Origin of the sequence: Halalkalicoccus sp. CG83 (assembly GCF_037081715.1) — an archaeon.
In the GTDB taxonomy this organism is placed as follows: Archaea; Halobacteriota; Halobacteria; order Halobacteriales; family Halalkalicoccaceae; genus Halalkalicoccus; species Halalkalicoccus ordinarius.
In genome coordinates this window covers 1952113-1968640 of sequence record NZ_JAZDDH010000001.1, presented here as the reverse complement: position 1 = coordinate 1968640, position 16528 = coordinate 1952113, and the positions used below count along the sequence as shown (strand labels likewise).

The 16528-nt window shown below is 67.8% G+C and carries 19 protein-coding genes and 1 tRNA gene; 13 read left to right on the top strand and 7 right to left on the bottom strand.

All coding sequences use genetic code 11. The features are described from left to right. Positions 1-38: 38 nt before the first annotated feature. The 4 genes from V0Z78_RS10330 (at position 39) to V0Z78_RS10315 (ending at position 2580) form a co-directional block, all read left to right on the top strand. A complete protein-coding gene (locus tag V0Z78_RS10330; protein ID WP_336344548.1) occupies positions 39-674 on the top strand; it encodes a DUF502 domain-containing protein in 636 nt (211 codons plus the stop codon). Positions 675-759: 85 nt separating this feature from the next. After that, entirely contained in the window at positions 760-1428 is a 669-nt protein-coding gene (locus V0Z78_RS10325; protein WP_336344547.1) for a helix-turn-helix domain-containing protein, read from the top strand. Positions 1429-1534: 106 nt separating this feature from the next. Then, entirely contained in the window at positions 1535-2371 is an 837-nt protein-coding gene (locus V0Z78_RS10320) for a hypothetical protein (RefSeq protein WP_336344546.1), read from the top strand. A 44-nt stretch (positions 2372-2415) separates the two neighbouring features. Continuing rightward, positions 2416-2580, top strand: coding sequence for a hypothetical protein (locus V0Z78_RS10315; RefSeq protein ID WP_336344545.1), 165 nt, complete (start codon positions 2416-2418; stop codon positions 2578-2580). 4 nt (positions 2581-2584) lie between these two features. Here V0Z78_RS10315 and V0Z78_RS10310 read toward each other — a convergent pair whose 3' ends face one another. From V0Z78_RS10310 to V0Z78_RS10300, 3 genes are all read right to left on the bottom strand, one after another. Further along, a complete protein-coding gene (locus V0Z78_RS10310; RefSeq protein WP_336344544.1) occupies positions 2585-3271 on the bottom strand; it encodes a haloacid dehalogenase type II in 687 nt (228 codons plus the stop codon). 92 nt (positions 3272-3363) lie between these two features. After that, positions 3364-3912, bottom strand: a complete 549-nt coding sequence (gene dpsA, locus V0Z78_RS10305; RefSeq protein WP_336344543.1) for a DNA starvation/stationary phase protection protein DpsA — start codon at positions 3910-3912, stop codon at positions 3364-3366. Positions 3913-3995: 83 nt separating this feature from the next. Then, on the bottom strand, positions 3996-4775 hold the full coding sequence (locus tag V0Z78_RS10300; protein WP_336344542.1) for a carbon-nitrogen hydrolase family protein: 780 nt from the start codon (positions 4773-4775) through the stop codon (positions 3996-3998). Positions 4776-4853: 78 nt separating this feature from the next. On the opposite strand from V0Z78_RS10300, the gene V0Z78_RS10295 reads away from it, so the two are divergent. The 7 genes from V0Z78_RS10295 (at position 4854) to V0Z78_RS10265 (ending at position 11018) form a co-directional block, all read left to right on the top strand. Next, positions 4854-5834, top strand: a complete 981-nt coding sequence (locus tag V0Z78_RS10295; RefSeq protein ID WP_336344541.1) for a carbohydrate kinase family protein — start codon at positions 4854-4856, stop codon at positions 5832-5834. Positions 5835-5864: 30 nt separating this feature from the next. Then, complete coding sequence (locus V0Z78_RS10290) at positions 5865-6440, top strand: YbaK/EbsC family protein (RefSeq protein ID WP_336344540.1); 576 nt, start codon at positions 5865-5867, stop codon at positions 6438-6440. A gap of 85 nt (positions 6441-6525) precedes the next feature. Then, the gene (locus V0Z78_RS10285) at positions 6526-7608 is read left to right on the top strand and encodes a metal ABC transporter substrate-binding protein (RefSeq protein ID WP_336344539.1); all 1083 of its coding nucleotides are present in this window, start codon (positions 6526-6528) and stop codon (positions 7606-7608) included. Continuing rightward, on the top strand, positions 7608-8351 hold the full coding sequence (locus V0Z78_RS10280) for a metal ABC transporter ATP-binding protein (protein WP_336344538.1): 744 nt from the start codon (positions 7608-7610) through the stop codon (positions 8349-8351). The genes V0Z78_RS10285 and V0Z78_RS10280 overlap by 1 nt, the downstream gene beginning before the upstream one ends. Beyond that, entirely contained in the window at positions 8351-9328 is a 978-nt protein-coding gene (locus V0Z78_RS10275) for a metal ABC transporter permease (RefSeq protein WP_336344537.1), read from the top strand. The genes V0Z78_RS10280 and V0Z78_RS10275 overlap by 1 nt, the downstream gene beginning before the upstream one ends. A gap of 40 nt (positions 9329-9368) precedes the next feature. Continuing rightward, positions 9369-10301 carry a DUF7544 domain-containing protein gene (locus V0Z78_RS10270; protein ID WP_336344536.1) on the top strand — a complete coding sequence of 311 codons (933 nt, stop codon included), beginning with the start codon at positions 9369-9371 and terminating at the stop codon, positions 10299-10301. A 417-nt stretch (positions 10302-10718) separates the two neighbouring features. Further along, positions 10719-11018, top strand: coding sequence for a PRC-barrel domain-containing protein (locus V0Z78_RS10265; RefSeq protein ID WP_336344535.1), 300 nt, complete (start codon positions 10719-10721; stop codon positions 11016-11018). Position 11019: 1 nt separating this feature from the next. Here V0Z78_RS10265 and V0Z78_RS10260 read toward each other — a convergent pair whose 3' ends face one another. Continuing rightward, positions 11020-12486: a DHH family phosphoesterase gene (locus V0Z78_RS10260; RefSeq protein WP_336344534.1), complete on the bottom strand. Its 1467-nt coding sequence runs from the start codon at positions 12484-12486 to the stop codon at positions 11020-11022. 104 nt (positions 12487-12590) lie between these two features. Beyond that, complete coding sequence (locus V0Z78_RS10255) at positions 12591-12857, bottom strand: hypothetical protein (protein ID WP_336344533.1); 267 nt, start codon at positions 12855-12857, stop codon at positions 12591-12593. 114 nt (positions 12858-12971) lie between these two features. Here V0Z78_RS10255 and V0Z78_RS10250 point away from each other — a divergent pair. Continuing rightward, positions 12972-13045, top strand: a tRNA-Lys gene (locus tag V0Z78_RS10250). Between the two features lie 237 nt (positions 13046-13282). Here V0Z78_RS10250 and V0Z78_RS10245 read toward each other — a convergent pair. After that, entirely contained in the window at positions 13283-13666 is a 384-nt protein-coding gene (locus V0Z78_RS10245; protein WP_336344532.1) for a pyridoxamine 5'-phosphate oxidase family protein, read from the bottom strand. A gap of 101 nt (positions 13667-13767) precedes the next feature. Between V0Z78_RS10245 and V0Z78_RS10240 the strand changes: the two genes are divergently transcribed. Continuing rightward, a complete protein-coding gene (locus V0Z78_RS10240) occupies positions 13768-14922 on the top strand; it encodes a hypothetical protein (protein WP_336344531.1) in 1155 nt (384 codons plus the stop codon). A gap of 28 nt (positions 14923-14950) precedes the next feature. Here V0Z78_RS10240 and guaB read toward each other — a convergent pair whose 3' ends face one another. Further along, positions 14951-16450: an IMP dehydrogenase gene (guaB, locus tag V0Z78_RS10235; RefSeq protein WP_336344530.1), complete on the bottom strand. Its 1500-nt coding sequence runs from the start codon at positions 16448-16450 to the stop codon at positions 14951-14953. Between the last annotated feature and the right edge of the window lie 78 nt (positions 16451-16528).

Here is a 16528-nt window from a genome sequence, read left to right as displayed (position 1 = left end):
GAAAAAGGACTTCGAGACGGTGGATCGTATCGTCGGCTATGGCCGACGACTCGCGGTCGACGCTGTGGAGGTGGCTCATCGAGGGCATCGCGATCACGATTCCGCTGGTCATCACGCTGATGATACTGCTGTTCGTTCTGGACTTCATCCTCGGGATGCTCTCACCGGTGGTCGGGGCCGTCGAGTTCCTCTGGCCAGGGAGCTCACCACCCGCGGTGCTCATCCAGCTGTCGACGCTCGCCTCGCTGATCGGCCTCTTTCTGTTCGTGGGGTTCGTCGCCGACCGTACCTCCGGCTCCTCGATCGCGTCGGCGTTTCACAGCCGGATGGAGGCGCTTCCCGTGCTCGGCTCGCTCTACATGAGCGTGCGCCAGGCGAGCGACGTCCTCTTCGACGACGAGAACGAGCAGTTCCGGGACGTCAAGCTCGTCGAGTTTCCCCACCAGGACGCCTACATGCTCGGCTTCCTGACCGCCGAGACGCCGCCGGAGATCCGCGAGGGCGTCGGCGCGGACGAGATGCAGACGATCATGATCCCGCTGGGGCCGAACCCGACGTCCAACGGGTTCATCATGCACTTCCCGACCGACCGCGTCCACGACGTCGATCTGACGGTCGAGGACGCGTTCCACGCCATCGCCACGCTCGGCGTCGCCGCGGATCCCGACGAGTAACCCCCCGTTCGGGGGTCGGATCGAGAGCGTGCGACGGCCGCCTCCGACGGCGGTGTATATCCGGTGGAACGTCGTATGGAGAGGTGTGGCCACCATCGCCGAGGTTCGTATTCCGTCCGCCCAGTTCGCGCTCCATCACACTCTGACGACGCTCGAGGACACGCGTTTCGAGATCGAGCGGATCGTCGCCCACGAGGCGGAGCACGTGATGCCGTACGTCTGGGCGACCGGCGTCGATCCCGACGACCTCGAACGGGTGCTCGGGGACGACCCGAGCGTCGAGGTGGCCGAAACGCTCGCGCGTCCGGGGGACTCCGTCCTCTATCAGATGAAGTGGATCGCCTCGATCGAGGCGCTCATCCACATCCTGGTCGACGAGGAGGGGACCGTGCTCGCGGCGGAGGGGACCCCCGAAGGCTGGTTCCTCCGGGTGCTCTTTCCGGCCCGCGAGGCGCTCTCTGCCACCTACGACTTCTGTCGGGAGCACGACCTCGAGATCGACGTCCAGCGGATCTACAACGTCGACGACGGCAAGCAGGGCCGGTTCGGGCTGACCGAGAGCCAGGAGACCACCCTCACCGAGGCGTACAACCACGGCTACTACGCGGTTCCCCGAGAGGTCTCGCTCAGCGAACTGGCCGAAACGCTCGACGTCTCCCACCAGGCGCTCTCCGAGCGGCTCCGACGCAGCCACAGGGCGCTGATCGAGAACGCCGTGATCATCGGCGAGGGTATCGACGGCGACGACGGCTGAGCGGCGGAGTCGTCGATCGGCTCGCGGCCGGCGGAGCACGTCGACTCCCGACGAACGTCCTTGCCGGTTCCCGGGCATACACGCCTCCCGAGCGAGGGGACGAGGTATGGGACTCTCCACGCGCGAGATCATGGACGCCAGCCTCGACCTCGTCGGCTGGGAGGACGTGCCGGCCGACAGCACGATCTACGTCCCCGGCGACGGGATCGAGACCGCCCTCGTCGGGATCGACCTCGAGAGCCCGGAGCTCCGGCTCGCGGCGAGCGAGGGCTACGACCTGGCGCTCGCCCACCACCCCGTCGGCGGCCGTGCTCGTCTCGAGTTCCCAGCAGTGCTCGACCGACAGGTGACGTTCCTCACGGACCACGGCGTACCAGAGGACGAGGCCGAGGAGGCCGTGGCCGAACTCCGCGAACGGACCGAACTCTCGGCCCACGCGGCGAACTACCGCCACGACCCGAGCATCGCGGAACTGCTCGAACAGCCCTACATGAACGTCCACCTCGCGCCCGACGAGGTCGGTCGTCGGGCGTTCGTCGACGCCGCCGAATCGCTCGATGAGGAGGCGACGGTCGGCGATCTGGTCGAGCGCCTGTCGACGATTCCCGAACTCGCCACGGCACGGACCGACGTCGAGGTGCGGGTCGGTCGCACGGACAACGCCGCGGGCGAGGTCGCGATCCACCACGCCGCCGGCACCAACGGCGGCGCCCCGGTCGCCCGTACGTACTTCGAACACGGCGTCGACACCGTGATCTACATCCACGCCGGCGGGGACGATCCCCGGGAACTCCGCGAGGAGTTCGGCGACGCGAAGAACCTGGTCGTCACCGGTCATATCGCGAGCGATGCGATCGGGATGAACGCGCTGATCGACGCGCTCGAGGAGCGCGGCGTCGACTGCACCCCGGTCTCGGGCTGCGGGATCGGGCGCGAGAGTTAGGCGGACCAAAATCTATTTACCTTTAGGTCCACCTAACTCGAGACATGGCTGTCACGGACGCACACGATGCCGACCTGAACGACGAGAACGAGGAGCCCGAAGCCCTCGTCTCCGCCCTCCGGACGTCCCCCGAGAGAACCGTGTTCACGGAAGAAGACAACAGCGACGGATGGATCGCGACGGACTTCGTCGTCGAACCTCGGCGGTAGGGTTCTATCCCTCTTCGAGCTCGTCCGCCAGATCGTGGAACGTCTCGATGGTCAGGGCCGGCTCGGTCTCATAGGGTCCCCAGATCGTGTCCTGACGGTTGATCCAGACCCCCTGCATGCCGGCGTGAATCGCTCCCGGGACGTCCCACCATCCCGCGGCGACGAAGGTGATCTCCTCGATCGGCACGCCGATCTCGTCCGCAGCGTGTCGGTAGAGTGTGTCTACGGGTTTGAACGTCTCGACCTCGTCGGCGCTGATCGTTTCCTCGATCAGATCACCGATGCCGGCGTGCTCGACGAGGCCGTCGAGCATCTCGTAGCTCCCGTTCGAGACCACGTACAGGTCGTATCCCATGTCTCGAAGCCGTTCCATACCGGGAACGGCGTCCTCGAACACGGCCAGCTCGTCGTACGTCGAGAGGATCTCCTCGCGTTCGTCCTCGCTGACGTCGACGCCGGCGACGTTGAGTGCGTACCGGAGTGCGGTGCGGTTCATCTGGTAGAACGAATCGTACTCCTCGATGGCGTTAGCCACCATCGCGTAGCCGAGCGATCGGTTTCGCCAGAGCTGTGACACCAGCTCCGGCTCGTCGACGTACTCGGCGAGGGGTTCTTCGACGGCGGTGACGTCGACGATCGTACCGTACGAGTCGAACGCGATCGCCTCGACACGATTCGGATCGAATACCATACGTCGGATCGATTCGCTACCGATAAAACAGTGGAGATCACTCCGGTTCGCTTCGATGACGCGCTGAAAACTCGTTCCGGTCGGAAGCCGTCCTACCGCTCCATCGCTTCCTCGGTGACGAGGGTGTCGTCCTCGAGGTAGTGGTCGATGTGGTGGGCGTCGTCCTCGACCAGGGTGAGGGTGTGGCGCAGGATCTCCTCGCTGCCGTAGTCGCCGAGGTCGTTCGCGAGTCGAACGTGCTCGCGGACGGTCTCGACGGTCTCGGCGTACATCTCGAGGTCGTTCTCCATCATGGTTCGGATGTCGTAGACGTCCTCACCCTCGAACTCGACGGTCGCTCGCTCCTCGAGGTTCGAGGGACCCGAGACGGGAACGCCGCCGATCGCCTGGGCGCGTTCCGCGATCGCGTCGGCTTGCTCCTCGGCGTGCTCGTAGGCCTCCTCGAAGAACAGGTGGAGGTCGCGGAACTCCGCGCCCTCGACGTTCCAGTGGTGCTTCTTGAGCTGGTGGTACAGCACGTACAGGTTCGCGAGGTCGGTGTTCAGCGCGTCGATCACCTGTTCGGCCTTCTCCTGGTCGAGCCGGATGGGGTTCTCCTCTACCTGATCGGCCTGCTGACGGACGGTCTTCTGGGTACTCATCTCGTCCCGAGATACGACGGCCACCCTCTTAAAGCTTGGTTCGATGGAACGAATCTTTTCTTTTCGAAAAGAATTCTTCCCCGTTACGGGTTCGACGGGTCCGAGTCGGGAAAGACGGTCGATCGATGCTCCGCCAGCGTCGCCGAGTCGAGCGTCCGAACGCAGTCGTCTGACTCGCGGTCGAGTTCGGTCGCGACGCTCCCGTCCGGGGAGACGATGCAGGATCCTCCGGCGTACTCCGCCGTGGGTGCGCGCTCGACGTCCCGCCGGCCGGTACGTCCGGCGCCGACGACCCACCGGGCGCCGTCGAGCGCGCGGGCGCGAAGCAGCAGTCGCCAGTTCTCGGCGTGCGCCCTCGGCCACGCGCCGGCGACGAACAGCGCGTCGACGTTCCTTCGAACGAACGCCGCGCTCTCCTCGACGAAGTTGAGGTCGTAACAGGTGAGCAGCCCCGCGCGTCCGACGGGTGTCTCGACGACCACCCGTCGGGTCCCCGGCGACAGCAGCGCGCGCTCGGCGCCCCAGAGGTGGCGTTTCCGGTAGACGGCCGTCGACTCCGGGCCGACGTACGCGGTAGCGTTGTAGTAGGTCCCGTCGGCCCGTTCGACGAAGCCGACGACGATCGCACGGTCGACGTCGGCGGCGAGCGCTCGTACGTGATCGAGCGTGCCGTCCTCGCGGGCGATCGCGTGCTCGTGGAGCCGCTCGTCGGGGACGAACCCCGTCAGCGCGTGTTCAGGAAACGCCGCGACGTCGACGGCCGGGGAGAGGTCGAAGACGCGCCGTCGGATCCGCTCGAGGTTGGTTTCGACGTCGAGGTCGGCGACCGGCATCTGGCAGGCGGCGACGGTCGGCGCAGTCATGCGTCGCGTCGTCGTTCCGGGTGTAAAACGTCGCCGGTCATCCACCACGCCTTTGACGACGCCGCGTAGAGGTGGCGCATGGCCGATCCCGAGATCCTCGTCGCCGGCGAGACGCTGATCGACTTCCTTCCGGACCGACCGGGGGGCCTCGATGCGGTCGAGACGTTCACCCGCAGACCCGGCGGCGCGCCCGCGAACGTGGCCGTCGGCCTCGCCACCCTGGAGGCGACTCCCTGGTTCTGGACGCGCGTCGGGAGCGATCCGTTCGGCGACCTGCTCGCTCGTACCCTCGGTGAGCACGGCCTGCCCGACCGGTTCGTCGAGCGCGACCCCGAGGCGAAGACGACGCTCGCGTTCGTCAGCCACGACGAGGACGCGGACCGCGCCTTCACCTTCTACCGCGACGGCACCGCCGACACCCGCATGGAGCCCGGTCTCGTGGACGACGAGGCGCTCGAGACGGTCTCCTGGGTCCACCTCGGCGGGGTGACGCTCGCGAGCGAACCCGCCCGCGAGGCGACGATCGATCTCGCTGCGCGTGCGCGCGAGCACGGCTGTACGGTCTCGTTCGACCCGAACGCGCGCCCCGAGCTCTGGTCGGATCGCGAGGAGTTCGCGACGCTGATCGGGGAACTACTCCCCCGGGTGGACGTGCTGAAGGCGACCCCGGAGGACCTCGCCGAGGCCGACGTGGGAGACTCCGGGAACGAACCGGCGGCGCTCGTCCGCGCCGCCTGCGATCGGGGGCCACACACGACACTGCTCACGCTCGGCCGCGAGGGTGCCGCCGCGCTCGCCACCGAGGACTCCCCGTGGACCGGCGAGACGTCCCACCCGGGCTACGCGGTGGAGCCGGTCGACACGACGGGCGCGGGTGACGCGTTCACCGCGGGAGCGCTCGCCGCGCTCTCGGCGGGCGAGGACCTCGAGGAGACGCTGGGCTTCGCGAACGCGGTGGCGGCGACCACGACGACCGCCGAGGGGGCGATGACCGCGCTGCCCGACCGGGACGCGGTGGCGCGCTTCCGCGAGGCGACCCCGCTCGCCGGGGACGAGTGATACTTGGGGCTCGGCGACCGAACGGAGGCCATGCATCCGCGCGCAGCCGAGTTCCGCGAGCGAGCGGCGGAACGCTACGGCCTCGAGATCGAGGTCCACGAGTTCGACGAAGGGACGAAGACCGCGGCCGACGCCGCCGATGCCGTCGGCTGCGACGTCGCCCAGATCGCGAGCAGCATCGTCATGGTGGCCGACGGGACGGCTACTGCCGTCTCGGGATCGGAGGACGATCCTGATGAGTCAGAACTGGAGAGTTCTGACGACGCCAGTCCGAAGCGTGCCGGCGGGGACGCCGACGGGGAGCCGGTCGTGGTCGTCACGAGCGGGGCTAACCGCGTCGACGAGACGAGGGTCGCGGCGGAACTCGGCGTCGAGGAGGTCCGGATGGCCGACGCGGACGCGATCCGGGAGACGCTCGGCTGGTCGATCGGCGGGGTACCGCCGATCTGTCACGAGACCGACGTCCCGGTCCTGTTCGACGAGACCCTCACGGGGTTCGAAACCGTCTGGGCGGCCGCGGGCACGCCCGACGCCGTCTTCCCGATCGACCCCACGTCGCTCGTCGAACTGGCCGACGCGACCCCCTGTAGCGTCGCCGACCAGTGATCCGCAACACCCCGCTCGGCAGGAGTTGTTAACCTTACTTCCCTCGATAATAACTCTTTTACCCTGACGTCGGTTCGGGACGTGTATGAACGAGACCCGGCGGGAGCTTCTGCGGCTCGGCGCGGGAGCGATCGCGGCGGCCGGCGTGGCGGGCTGTACCGGTTCGCTCGGAAGCGGGGCGAGCGACGCCGGAGGCGAGGAGAGCGAGGGCACCTCGGCGACGGCGTCGTTCTTCACGCTCTACGACTTCGTGCGGAACGTCGGCGGCGACGCGTTCGCCGTCGAGAACGCGGTCCCCGCCGGCCAGCACGGCCACGGCTGGGAGCCCCAGTCGGACATCACCGCGGACGTCGTCGAGCGCGACGCCTTCGTCCACCTCGGCATCGAGGGGTTCCAGCGCTGGGCCGACGAGATCGTCGCCGAGATCGAGGCGAACCACGACGACGTTACGCTGATCCCCGTCGCCGAGGGGATCGAACTCTCGGAGTACGGCGACCGCGGCCACGAGTCGGACCACCACGACGGCGAGGAGGACGGGAATCATGACGGCGACGAAGAACACGGACACGACGACCACGAGCACGGCGGCGAGGGTGATCACCAGGAGGAGGACGGACGCGATCACGGCGACTACGATCCCCACCTCTGGGTCGATCCCGTGCGGGCCCGGCAGGCGGTCGAGAACGTCCGGGGCGGGCTCGTCGAGGCCGACGAGGAGAACGCCGAGACCTACGAGGAGAACGCGGCGGCGTACCTCGACGAGCTCGAGGCGCTCGACCGGCGCTTCGAGGAGGAACTCGCCGGACGCGAGCGTGACGTCGTCGTCGTCGCGGGCCACGACTCCTACGGCTATCTCGCCGAGCGCTACGATTTCGAGATCCACACGCCCCAGGGCGTCTCGCCTGACGCCGAGGCGAGCCCCGGCGATATCGCGGAGACCGTCGACCTCGTCGAACGCGAGGGGATCGAATACGTCCTCTACGACCACTTCGAAGGCGACACCCTCGCACGAACGATCGTCGAGGAGGCCGAAACCGCGACCGACGTCGCGAGGCTCTCGCCCGCCGAGAGCGTCACCGAGGAATGGGAGGCGGAAGGGCTCGACTACGTCGGACAGATGGAGGAGATCAACCTCCCGTCGCTCCGGCGGGCGCTGGGGGCAGAGTAGTGAGTGACGCCGCGATCACGGTCGAGGACGTCACCTACGCCTACGACGGTCGGCCGGCGGTCGAGGACGTCTCGTTGTCGGTCGAGGAGGGGGAGTTCCTCGGACTGGTCGGACCGAACGGCTCAGGCAAGACGACGCTGTTGAAGCTGATGCTCGGGCTCGTGAGCCCCGACGAGGGTCGGATCGAGCTGTTCGGCCGGCCTGTCGAGGCGTTCGACGAGGGCGAGCGCATCGGCTACGTCTCCCAGCATTCGACGGACAGGGATCGGACGATGCCGATCACGGTCCGGGAGGTCGTCACCATGGGCCGATATCCACACACCCGGTTCGGCTGGCTGCGGGATCGCGACCGCGAGATCGTCGACGAGGCGCTCGAGCGGGTCGACATCGCCGATCTCGCCGACCGGCGGGTCAACACGCTCTCGGGCGGCCAGAAACAGCGAGCGTTCATCGCGCGGGCGCTGGCCTCGGAGGCGGACCTGTTGGCGCTCGACGAGCCCACCGTGGGGGTGGATGCCGACTCGCGCGACGACTTCTATGACCTGCTCGACGGACTGAACGACCAGGGGATCACGATCGTCCTGATCGAACACGACATCGGCGTCGTCACCGAGCACGCCGACCGGATCACCTGCATCAACCGGACGATCTACCACCACGGCGACACGGAGACGTTCGTCGAGAGCGACGCGCTCGAGCGGGCGTACGGGTCGACCGGTCGGCTGATCGAACACGACCACTGATGCGACGGACCCCCCTCGCTCGGCGGCTCGCGCTCGGTGCGTTCGCGCTCTCGATCGTCGGGCTGTTCCTCCCGATCGCGTTCGGACTGATGCCCGCGCCGTTCTTCGAGGCGACGTGTGCGGTCGGACGGTCGTTCGGCACGCGGATGGCCTGTTACGGCTTCATGTGGAACGCGCTCACGACGTCGGTGTTCATCGGCGTCGTCGGCCCCGTGATCGGCACCTACCTCGTCCACCGCGAGATGGCGCTGATCGGCGAGACGCTCGCCCACGCCGCCTTCGCGGGTGTCGCCGTCGGAACCCTGCTGTTCGCGGGCTCGGGTTGGTCGCCGGCACTGCTGCTCAGCGCGCTCGTCGCTGGCGTCGTCGGCGCGCTCGGGGTGCAGTATCTCGCCGACCGAACCGGATCGTACGGCGACGTCCCGATCGCGATCATGCTCACCGGGAGCTTCGCGCTCGGCACGCTCGTGATCAGCCTCGGCGGTGGCCTCGCGACCGTCGACATCAACAGCATCCTCTTCGGCTCGATCGCCACCGTCAGCGGCGGGAACGTCCTGCTGATGGGGGTGTTGAGCCTCGTCGTCGTCGCGGCGGTCGCGCTGACGTACAAGCCGTTACTGTTCGTCACGTTCGACGAGGAGGCCGCCCGCGTCGCACGGCTCAACGTCTCGGGCTACAACGCGATGCTGATCGTCCTGACCGCGATGGTCGTCGTCGGCTCGATGCAGATCCTCGGCGTCATTCTGGTGGCGGCGATGCTCGTCGTCCCCGTCGCCGCGGCCTCGCAGGTGACGAACGGCTTTCGCGACTCGCTGTACGCCTCGGTCGTCGTCGGCGAGATCGCCGCCGTCTCCGGACTGGTCCTGTCGTGGCGCTACTCGCTCGCACCGGGGGCGACGATCGTCGTCGTCGCCATCGCCGTCTACCTGCTCGCGGTCGTCGCCTCGAGCCGCGGGATCGCCCCGAGAGGCGGGTAGTTTTCCGTGTCGATAAGTAGCCGCCACGGGTAGCGGACGCATGGCGTGGTACGCGCTTCGGGCGGCGAGCGAGTCGGCGGCGGCGACCCGGCGCCTGCTCGCGGGTTCGACCCTCGCTACCTGGGGCAGGCTCGCCGTTCTCGTCCTCTTCGTCGGGGGGCTCACGACGCCCTTTCTGATCGACTTCAACCGGGGGTCCGCCGTCCTCGACGCCGCCGGAGGGATCGAGTCGGTCCCGACGACCGCAGCGATCGCGGCGACCGGCGTGGCGATCGGTCTGGGTGTCCTGTTCGTCGGAAGCGTCCTCGAGTTCGTGTTTCTCGACGCCCTACGCGGCGAACCGGTTCGGTTCGCGGCTGACGGGAGACAGTGGTGGCGCGCCGGCGTACAGCTGTTCGGCTTCAGACTCGCCGTTCTGGTCTGTCTGAGTCTGATCGGGTCGGCGGCCCTCCGAACCGGGCGCCCTCGACCGCTCGTCCTCGTCCCGCTGGCGCTCGTCGCGGTCGTGCTCGCCGTCCTCGACCGGCTGACCGTCGCGTTCGTCGTTCCGATCATGTTCGTCGACGGTCGCTCGCTCTCGGCGGGCTGGCGTGCCTTTCTGCCGACGCTGCGAAACGAGTGGCATCAGTACGTCGCCTACCTGCTCGTCGCGGGAGCGCTGGGAGGGCTGATCGCGCTCGCCGGCGGACTGTTGGCCGCGTTGGTGGCCGTCGCGTTCGCGCTGCCGTTCTCGGCGTTCGGGGCGGCCGTCGGCACCGCACTGATCGAACGGGGACTGTCGACGACGACGGTGGGTCGGGTCGTCGCCGGCGTCCTCGCGGTGCCGTACCTCGCGTCCGTCCTCGGAACGGTCCTACTCGTCCACGTCGCGCCGGTCGCGTACCTGCGCTACATCGAGCTGTTCGTGCTGGGTGATACCGTCGGACGGTACGACCCGATCCCGCAGGTCAGGGCGGCGATCAGGCGACGATGAGCTCCCGGGTCGGTACCGAACGGAGACGGCTCGGGGTCGTCCGCGGTCGGGTCCGGTTCGGAACGTGAAGCGGTCTCCGGAGGTAGCATCCGCGGAGAACGGAAACCGACCGCCGGTCCGGGCAGGGCGGCGGTCGGCTCCTACCGGTTACGTCAGAGGCACCCGGCATCGGTCGTACGGCGGTTCACGACATCACGTCACCGCTTGAGGAACCGATCAGTCGGTGAACGACACTACATAAATGCCTCGTACGGATCGACGGTCCTCGGGGCGGGGGCGCCGAGTGGGCTCGCGAGCGTTCGAACCGGGACCCGATCGGGGTTCGAGACGTATCGGTGCCCGCGAGGATTCCGTGCGCAGCCGTGGCTAGAGTCCCGAGCCGCCAACGGTTAATACCCCTCCGTTCAAGTGAACGGTATGGATCAGGAACGCTCCCCACAGGAGATCACCTCACTCGTCGGACGCGAGGTCTACTCGAACAACGGCGTGTTCGTCGGTGAGGTCGAGGACATCAAGCTGGACCTGAGCACCGAGGTCGTCACCGGGCTCGCGATTCGCGACCCCAACCAGGAGCTGTTCGGCGAGGAGATCCGGGGCGCTCGCGGCGTCCTCATCCCCTATCGGTGGGTCCGGGCGGTCGGCGACGTCGTCCTCGTCAACGACGTGATCGAGCGACTCGAGACGCCGGACGAGGAGGGCGAGGAGGTCGTCGCGTAGCTCACGTCCCGTTCGATCCCTCCCCGCTCTCGACGCCCATCGCGTCGAACAGCTTCCTTCGAACCGCCTCCTCGGTGAGCTCGAGCAGCGTCGCGCGGTTGTCCTCGCTGGTCTCGATCCCGGTGAAGATGCCGAGCGGGATCTCGACGCGCGCCTGCGTCGAGTGGCCCATCGTCTCGCCGATCCCCTCGAACGCGTCGAGCAGCACGCGACCGATGTTCAGCCGGATGTCCTTCGAACGCGCCGCGAGATAGATCGTGTTGTTAGCGATGCCGAAGACCGCGGTGGTGGTGATCCCCTCGAGGTTGAGGAGGTGTTGGGCGGCCTGTTCGAGCGCCTCGCGGTCACGAATGAACCCCGCGTTGCTGACGAGGTGACTGCCCTGAACCTCGCGGTTCGTGATCGCCTCGGCGAGCACGTCCAGCGTCTCGGGGCTCATCGAGGGTGACTCGACCTGCTCGAGCGTGTCGTGGTTCGCGAAGGGGTAGAGGTAGGCCGCCGCGGTGAGGTCCGCGGGCGTAGTGTCGCGCTTGAAGTCGAGCGTCTCGGCGCGGATGCCGTAGAGCAGCGCGGTCGCGACCGACTCCTCGAGCGAGAGGTCGAACTCCTGGACGTACTTCGTGAGGATCGTCGACGTGGAGTTCATCTGCGGCCGGGTGTCGACGAACGGGATGTCCTGCTCCAGCTCGACGTCGTGGTGGTCGATGAGGACGTCGATCTCGTGGTCGAACTCGGCGCCGGTGTCGGTGAGCATCGCGTGATCGACCAGCGCGATCGTGTCGTGTTCGGAGAAGACGTCCCTGTCGTCGCGCGAAGCCGACGTCATCTCGACGTCTAGCAGGTTGACGAACGCCCGGTTCTCCTGGTGGCCCATGTCGCCGAAGTAGAAGATGTCCGCCTCGACGTCGAGGTACCGTGCGATCGCACGCAGCGCGACGGCGCTCGCGATCGAGTCGGGGTCGGGGTTCTCGTGGGTGACGATCGCGACCCGTTGCTGGGTTCGGGTGATGATCTCGGCGAGCTGTCGGGCCTTATGCTCCAGCTCGCCCGACTCGAGCAGACGGAGCGCCGACTCGGCGATCACCGTCGAGGGGTTGATGACGCTGTTGGCACCCAGATCCGCGAGCTCGTCGCCGGTGACGGGATCGCTCGCTCGGACGACGACGAACTGATCGTCGCCGATCTCGCGGAGGTTCGAGACGGCGGCCTTGTTCGCCTCGACGTCCGAGGAGAGTACCAGCACCACGTTGCGCTCGGCGATCGATTCGAGGGTCTCCCGCTCGCGGATGTCGCCGACCTGTGCGTTCATGTCGCGGTCGCGGAGCGTCTCGACGCGGTCGTCGTCCTGGTCGATGATCAGGACGTCCTTGCCCTGATCGATCAGCTCGTCGGCGACGGCGTGCCCGACGCTCCCGCAGCCCAGAATGGCGTATCGGGACATCGAAGAGATACTGACGCCGGTGCTCATGGCGTCTGCGTAGTCGCGGCCGACACTTAACCCCCTGCTTTTCGGAACGACGGCGGTGGCTTCGCCGTCGGGCGATCATCGACCGATTCCCGGTAGGGTCCCCGTTACCGGCGGCCGCCGCTCGGCTCCCACTCCCAGGACGCCAGCGCCTCCGTCCGAACGCCGAGCTTCCGACCGCCCTCCCGTCGGATCGTGACCGTCTCCGGGTCGAACCGGACGAGCGTTCCCTCGGCCACCCGACCGTCGCCGAACCCCTTCGGATCGAGGTGATACAGCGTGACCCGGTCGCCGGGATCCGGCTCCGCCGGGGTCCGTGATCCGCCGCTCCGTCGCCGTCCGTCGACGTGGTCCCTGATGCGGTCCTCGGACATGGCTCTCGTGTGGCCGTCGGGGCCCACGCCGATAACCCGGTCGGTCGTGGTTCGGCGCGTTCGGCCTGCAGAAAGGGGAAACCTCTTTTGTCCGCACCGTGGAGACGTGAGTGAGGGCCGGTAGCTCAGTTCGGCAGAGCGTCTGGCTTTTAACCAGACGGTCGCGTGTTCAAATCGCGCCCGGCCCGCTTACGTTCCGAGCACTATCGCGAGGAGCGAAGCGGCCATGAAGCGATTTGGATGCAGGGAGTGAAGCGAGCGAAGTGAGCGGAACGAGTGGGTGTTCAAATCGCGCCCGGCCCGTTCATTCCGTCGCGAGCACGTTCGCGAGCGACAGGTGACGAAACCGGCCGATTTGAATGCAGGTACCGAAACGAGAGGAGCGACTCGGCGTTCTCGTGCTCGGCCCGTTCGCTCCGTCCGCGTCAGTACCGTTGTACCGTCGTGGAGCCGATCTCGACCTCGATCATCGGACCGGCGGCGTCGCCGACGTCCTCGCCGCGATACTTGGCGTTGATCCGTCGGGAGACCTCTCGGACGTGATCGGGGTCCTCCACGATCCGGGCGGTACCGAGCAGCGTGACGCTCCACTCGACGGCGGGACCGTCGGCCTCCTCGATCGAAACCGCTACGCGCGGGTTTCGCTCGACGTTCTCGAGCTTTCTACCCCCGGTGAGCAGCCGTAGGCGCCCGTCGTGGTAGTCGTACCAGACGGGCGCGACGTGCGGACGGTCGTCGGCGGCGGTGGCGAGGTGCGCGGATAGCGGTGCGTCGGCGATCAGCGATTCGACGGCGTCGGGGACAGTCATACCGACACCGAGGTCAGGAGCCTGCATAACCGCTCCCGTGGAAACCGGAGGCATGTCAATCATGACTAAAGTAACTGGACGCCCTACCGAGCAACGAGTCGATGAGCAGCGACGACCCGGCAACGCCCGAGACGAAGCGCGTCCACGAGCGGCCGCTCTCGCGGATGGGGCGTCGGCGGTTCGTCAAGACGCTAGCGGCGGCGGGGTTCGGCGCGGCCAGCGCCAGCCACCTCTCCGCCGGGGACTTCGCTGGGATCGACGAGGATCGGGTGCCGATCGTCTACGCGATCGCCCGCGACGACCCCGACGACCCCACTCAGATCACGCCTCGGGTTCGAACAGTCGCTGCCGAGTGGTACGACGACCTCAGAGCGGCGCTGTCGGCCCGTGACACCCTCGATCTCACCGACACCGACGGCGTGCTCGACGTCTACGTGGTGCCGGGCGACCACGACGACGGGACGTCCGCATCGATCGCCGTCAACGTACGAAGCGATTCGGTCCTCGCGGAGCTCGACGGACTGACCGACGAGGTACCGATCGAGGGTTCGGTCGTGGAGGGCCTCGGGAAGGAGGACGACGAATCGGCCACCCCGAGACACCGGTACGACCCGACGGAGGGTCCCGCCGTCCCGGGTGGGGTCCCGGTCGGTGACGCCAACGGCATCGCGACGCTCACGCCGGCGCTCTACGATCCCGAGGTCGACGAGCGGTTCTTCGCCACCGCAGACCACCTGTACGCCGGCAGCGCCAGTGTCAGAAGCGAGCTCAGCGTACTGGTCGACGGCGGCCGGACGCCGATCGGGGAGGTCCATCGCCGGCATGGCGAGGAGGACGTCGTGCTGGTTCGGGCGACCGGCGAGTTCGAGCCGACCCACGCCCTCGAAGGTGCCCTGCCGAACCGCGTCGTCGGCCAGTTCTCACGGATCGGTCTCGCGGATCTCAAGGCCCGCGGCGTGGAGATCCACAAGATCGGCGCGACGACCGGCCACTCCTCGGGACGGATCCAGGCCGTCGACGGGATCTCCTGCGTCTACGGCGACCCGTGCAAGCGCGGTCAACTCAAGTGGGGTCGGGAGTCCGACTTCGCCGACGGCGACAGCGGTTCCGTCTCCTACCGTCCCGACCCGAAGAACCCGGACGAGGGAGTGCTGGTCTGTGGGATGAACACCGCCAGGACGTGGTGGCCCGGCGAGGACTACGTCTGGGGAACCGGCGCATACGTCCTCCACGAGCGGTACGGCTACACGTTCTGAACCGTCGGATCCGGCACGAACCGCGTGATCAGGTCTCGGGGCTGTAGTTCGGTGCCTCGTCGGTGATGACGACGTCGTGGGGGTGGCCCTCAGTCTGGCCCGCCGAGGAGACGCGAACGAACCGCGAGCGCTCCTTGAACTCGGGGATGGTCCCCGCGCCGACGTAACCCATCCCGCTTCTCATCCCGCCGACCAGCTGGTGGAGCTCGCTCTCGACGCTTCCTTTGTACGGCGTGGCGGCCTCGACGCCCTCGGGGACGTACTCCTCGTTGTCGGTCGGCTCGTCCTTCAGGTACCGATCGCCGCCGCCCGAGCGCATCGCGCCGACGCTCCCCATCCCGCGGTACTGCTTGTAGCGCTTGCCGTTCATCGTGATGACGCGTCCGGGCGCCTCGTCGGTGCCCGCGAAGTACGACCCGAGCATCACGGCGTCGGCGCCGGCCGCGATCGCCTTGATCGCGTCGCCCGAGTAGCGGATGCCGCCGTCGGCGATCACCGGAACGTCGTGCTCGCGGGCGGCGTCGGCCACCTCGGCGACGGCGGTGATCTGGGGCATGCCCGCCCCGCTGACGACGCGGGTGGTACAGATCGAGCCGGGGCCGATGCCCACCTTCAACCCGTCGGCGAACTCCGCGGCGTCCTCGGCGGCCGCGCGGGTGCCGACGTTGCCGACGACGACGTCCGCGCTGACCTCGGCCTTGATCTCGCGGGCGCTGTCGAGCACGTTCAGGTTGTGGGCGTGGGCGCAGTCGATGAACAGCACGTCCGCGCCGGCCTCGTCGGCGGCCGCGGCGCGTTCGGCCTCGAAGGGACCGACGGCGACGCCGAGTCGGAGCCGGCCCTCATCGTCGCGGACGGCGTCCTCGTACTCTCGGCGCTGGAGGATCCCCTGCATCGTCACCAGCCCCACGAGGAGGTTCTCGTCGTCGACGACGGGCACGCGCTCGATCTTGTGGTCGTACATCAGCTCGAACGCCTCGCGGGCGTCGGTGTCCTCGGGGGCGGTGATCACCTCGTCGGTCATCGCCTCGCGGACGGGGTCGTTCTCACCGACCTCGAGGTGCGGACGGATGTCCGTCGAGGAGATGATTCCGAGTACCTCGCCACGGGTGTTGACGACGGGCGCGCCGCCGACGCCGGCACGCTCCATCATCTCGTCGGCCTCGCGGACGGTCATCTCGGGATCGGCGGTGACGACCGACTCGAGGGGGATGACGAGCTCGTCGGCGGCCTTCACCTGCTCGATCTCCTCGACCATGTCGTCGACGTCCATGTTCCGATGCAGCACGCCCAGACCGCCCTGGCGCGCCATCTCGGTCGCGAGACTGGCCTCGGTGACGGTGTCCATCGCCGCCGAGAGCACGGGCGTGTTGATGCGGACGTTCGTCGAGATACGGGTGCTCAGGTCGGCGTCGTCGGGTTCGACACGGCTCTCTCTGGGTCGGAGCAGTACGTCGTCGAAGGTCAGCGCCTCCGGTACGTCGAGTTTCTCCAGGAAGGACGGTGGGTTCGATCCGTTTCTCGCCATATAAAGCGTCTGCGACCCCGACGCAAAAGGATTACGAGAAACCACTGCAGCGGGGGAGACGAGGTCCTGAGAGGTCTC

Excerpts from the sequence above, each read along its gene's own strand:
- V0Z78_RS10330 (WP_336344548.1), top strand. The coding sequence starts at position 39 with ATGGCCGACGACTCGCGGTCGACGCTGTGGAGGTGGCTCATCGAGGGC.
- V0Z78_RS10320 (WP_336344546.1), top strand. The coding sequence starts at position 1,535 with ATGGGACTCTCCACGCGCGAGATCATGGACGCCAGCCTCGACCTCGTC.
- V0Z78_RS10315 (WP_336344545.1), top strand. The coding sequence starts at position 2,416 with ATGGCTGTCACGGACGCACACGATGCCGACCTGAACGACGAGAACGAG.
- V0Z78_RS10310 (WP_336344544.1), bottom strand. The coding sequence starts at position 3,271 with ATGGTATTCGATCCGAATCGTGTCGAGGCGATCGCGTTCGACTCGTAC.
- dpsA (WP_336344543.1), bottom strand. The coding sequence starts at position 3,912 with ATGAGTACCCAGAAGACCGTCCGTCAGCAGGCCGATCAGGTAGAGGAG.
- V0Z78_RS10300 (WP_336344542.1), bottom strand. The coding sequence starts at position 4,775 with ATGACTGCGCCGACCGTCGCCGCCTGCCAGATGCCGGTCGCCGACCTC.
- V0Z78_RS10295 (WP_336344541.1), top strand. The coding sequence starts at position 4,854 with ATGGCCGATCCCGAGATCCTCGTCGCCGGCGAGACGCTGATCGACTTC.
- V0Z78_RS10290 (WP_336344540.1), top strand. The coding sequence starts at position 5,865 with ATGCATCCGCGCGCAGCCGAGTTCCGCGAGCGAGCGGCGGAACGCTAC.
- V0Z78_RS10285 (WP_336344539.1), top strand. The coding sequence starts at position 6,526 with ATGAACGAGACCCGGCGGGAGCTTCTGCGGCTCGGCGCGGGAGCGATC.
- V0Z78_RS10275 (WP_336344537.1), top strand. The coding sequence starts at position 8,351 with ATGCGACGGACCCCCCTCGCTCGGCGGCTCGCGCTCGGTGCGTTCGCG.
- V0Z78_RS10270 (WP_336344536.1), top strand. The coding sequence starts at position 9,369 with ATGGCGTGGTACGCGCTTCGGGCGGCGAGCGAGTCGGCGGCGGCGACC.
- V0Z78_RS10265 (WP_336344535.1), top strand. The coding sequence starts at position 10,719 with ATGGATCAGGAACGCTCCCCACAGGAGATCACCTCACTCGTCGGACGC.
- V0Z78_RS10260 (WP_336344534.1), bottom strand. The coding sequence starts at position 12,486 with ATGAGCACCGGCGTCAGTATCTCTTCGATGTCCCGATACGCCATTCTG.
- V0Z78_RS10255 (WP_336344533.1), bottom strand. The coding sequence starts at position 12,857 with ATGTCCGAGGACCGCATCAGGGACCACGTCGACGGACGGCGACGGAGC.
- V0Z78_RS10245 (WP_336344532.1), bottom strand. The coding sequence starts at position 13,666 with ATGACTGTCCCCGACGCCGTCGAATCGCTGATCGCCGACGCACCGCTA.
- V0Z78_RS10240 (WP_336344531.1), top strand. The coding sequence starts at position 13,768 with ATGAGCAGCGACGACCCGGCAACGCCCGAGACGAAGCGCGTCCACGAG.
- guaB (WP_336344530.1), bottom strand. The coding sequence starts at position 16,450 with ATGGCGAGAAACGGATCGAACCCACCGTCCTTCCTGGAGAAACTCGAC.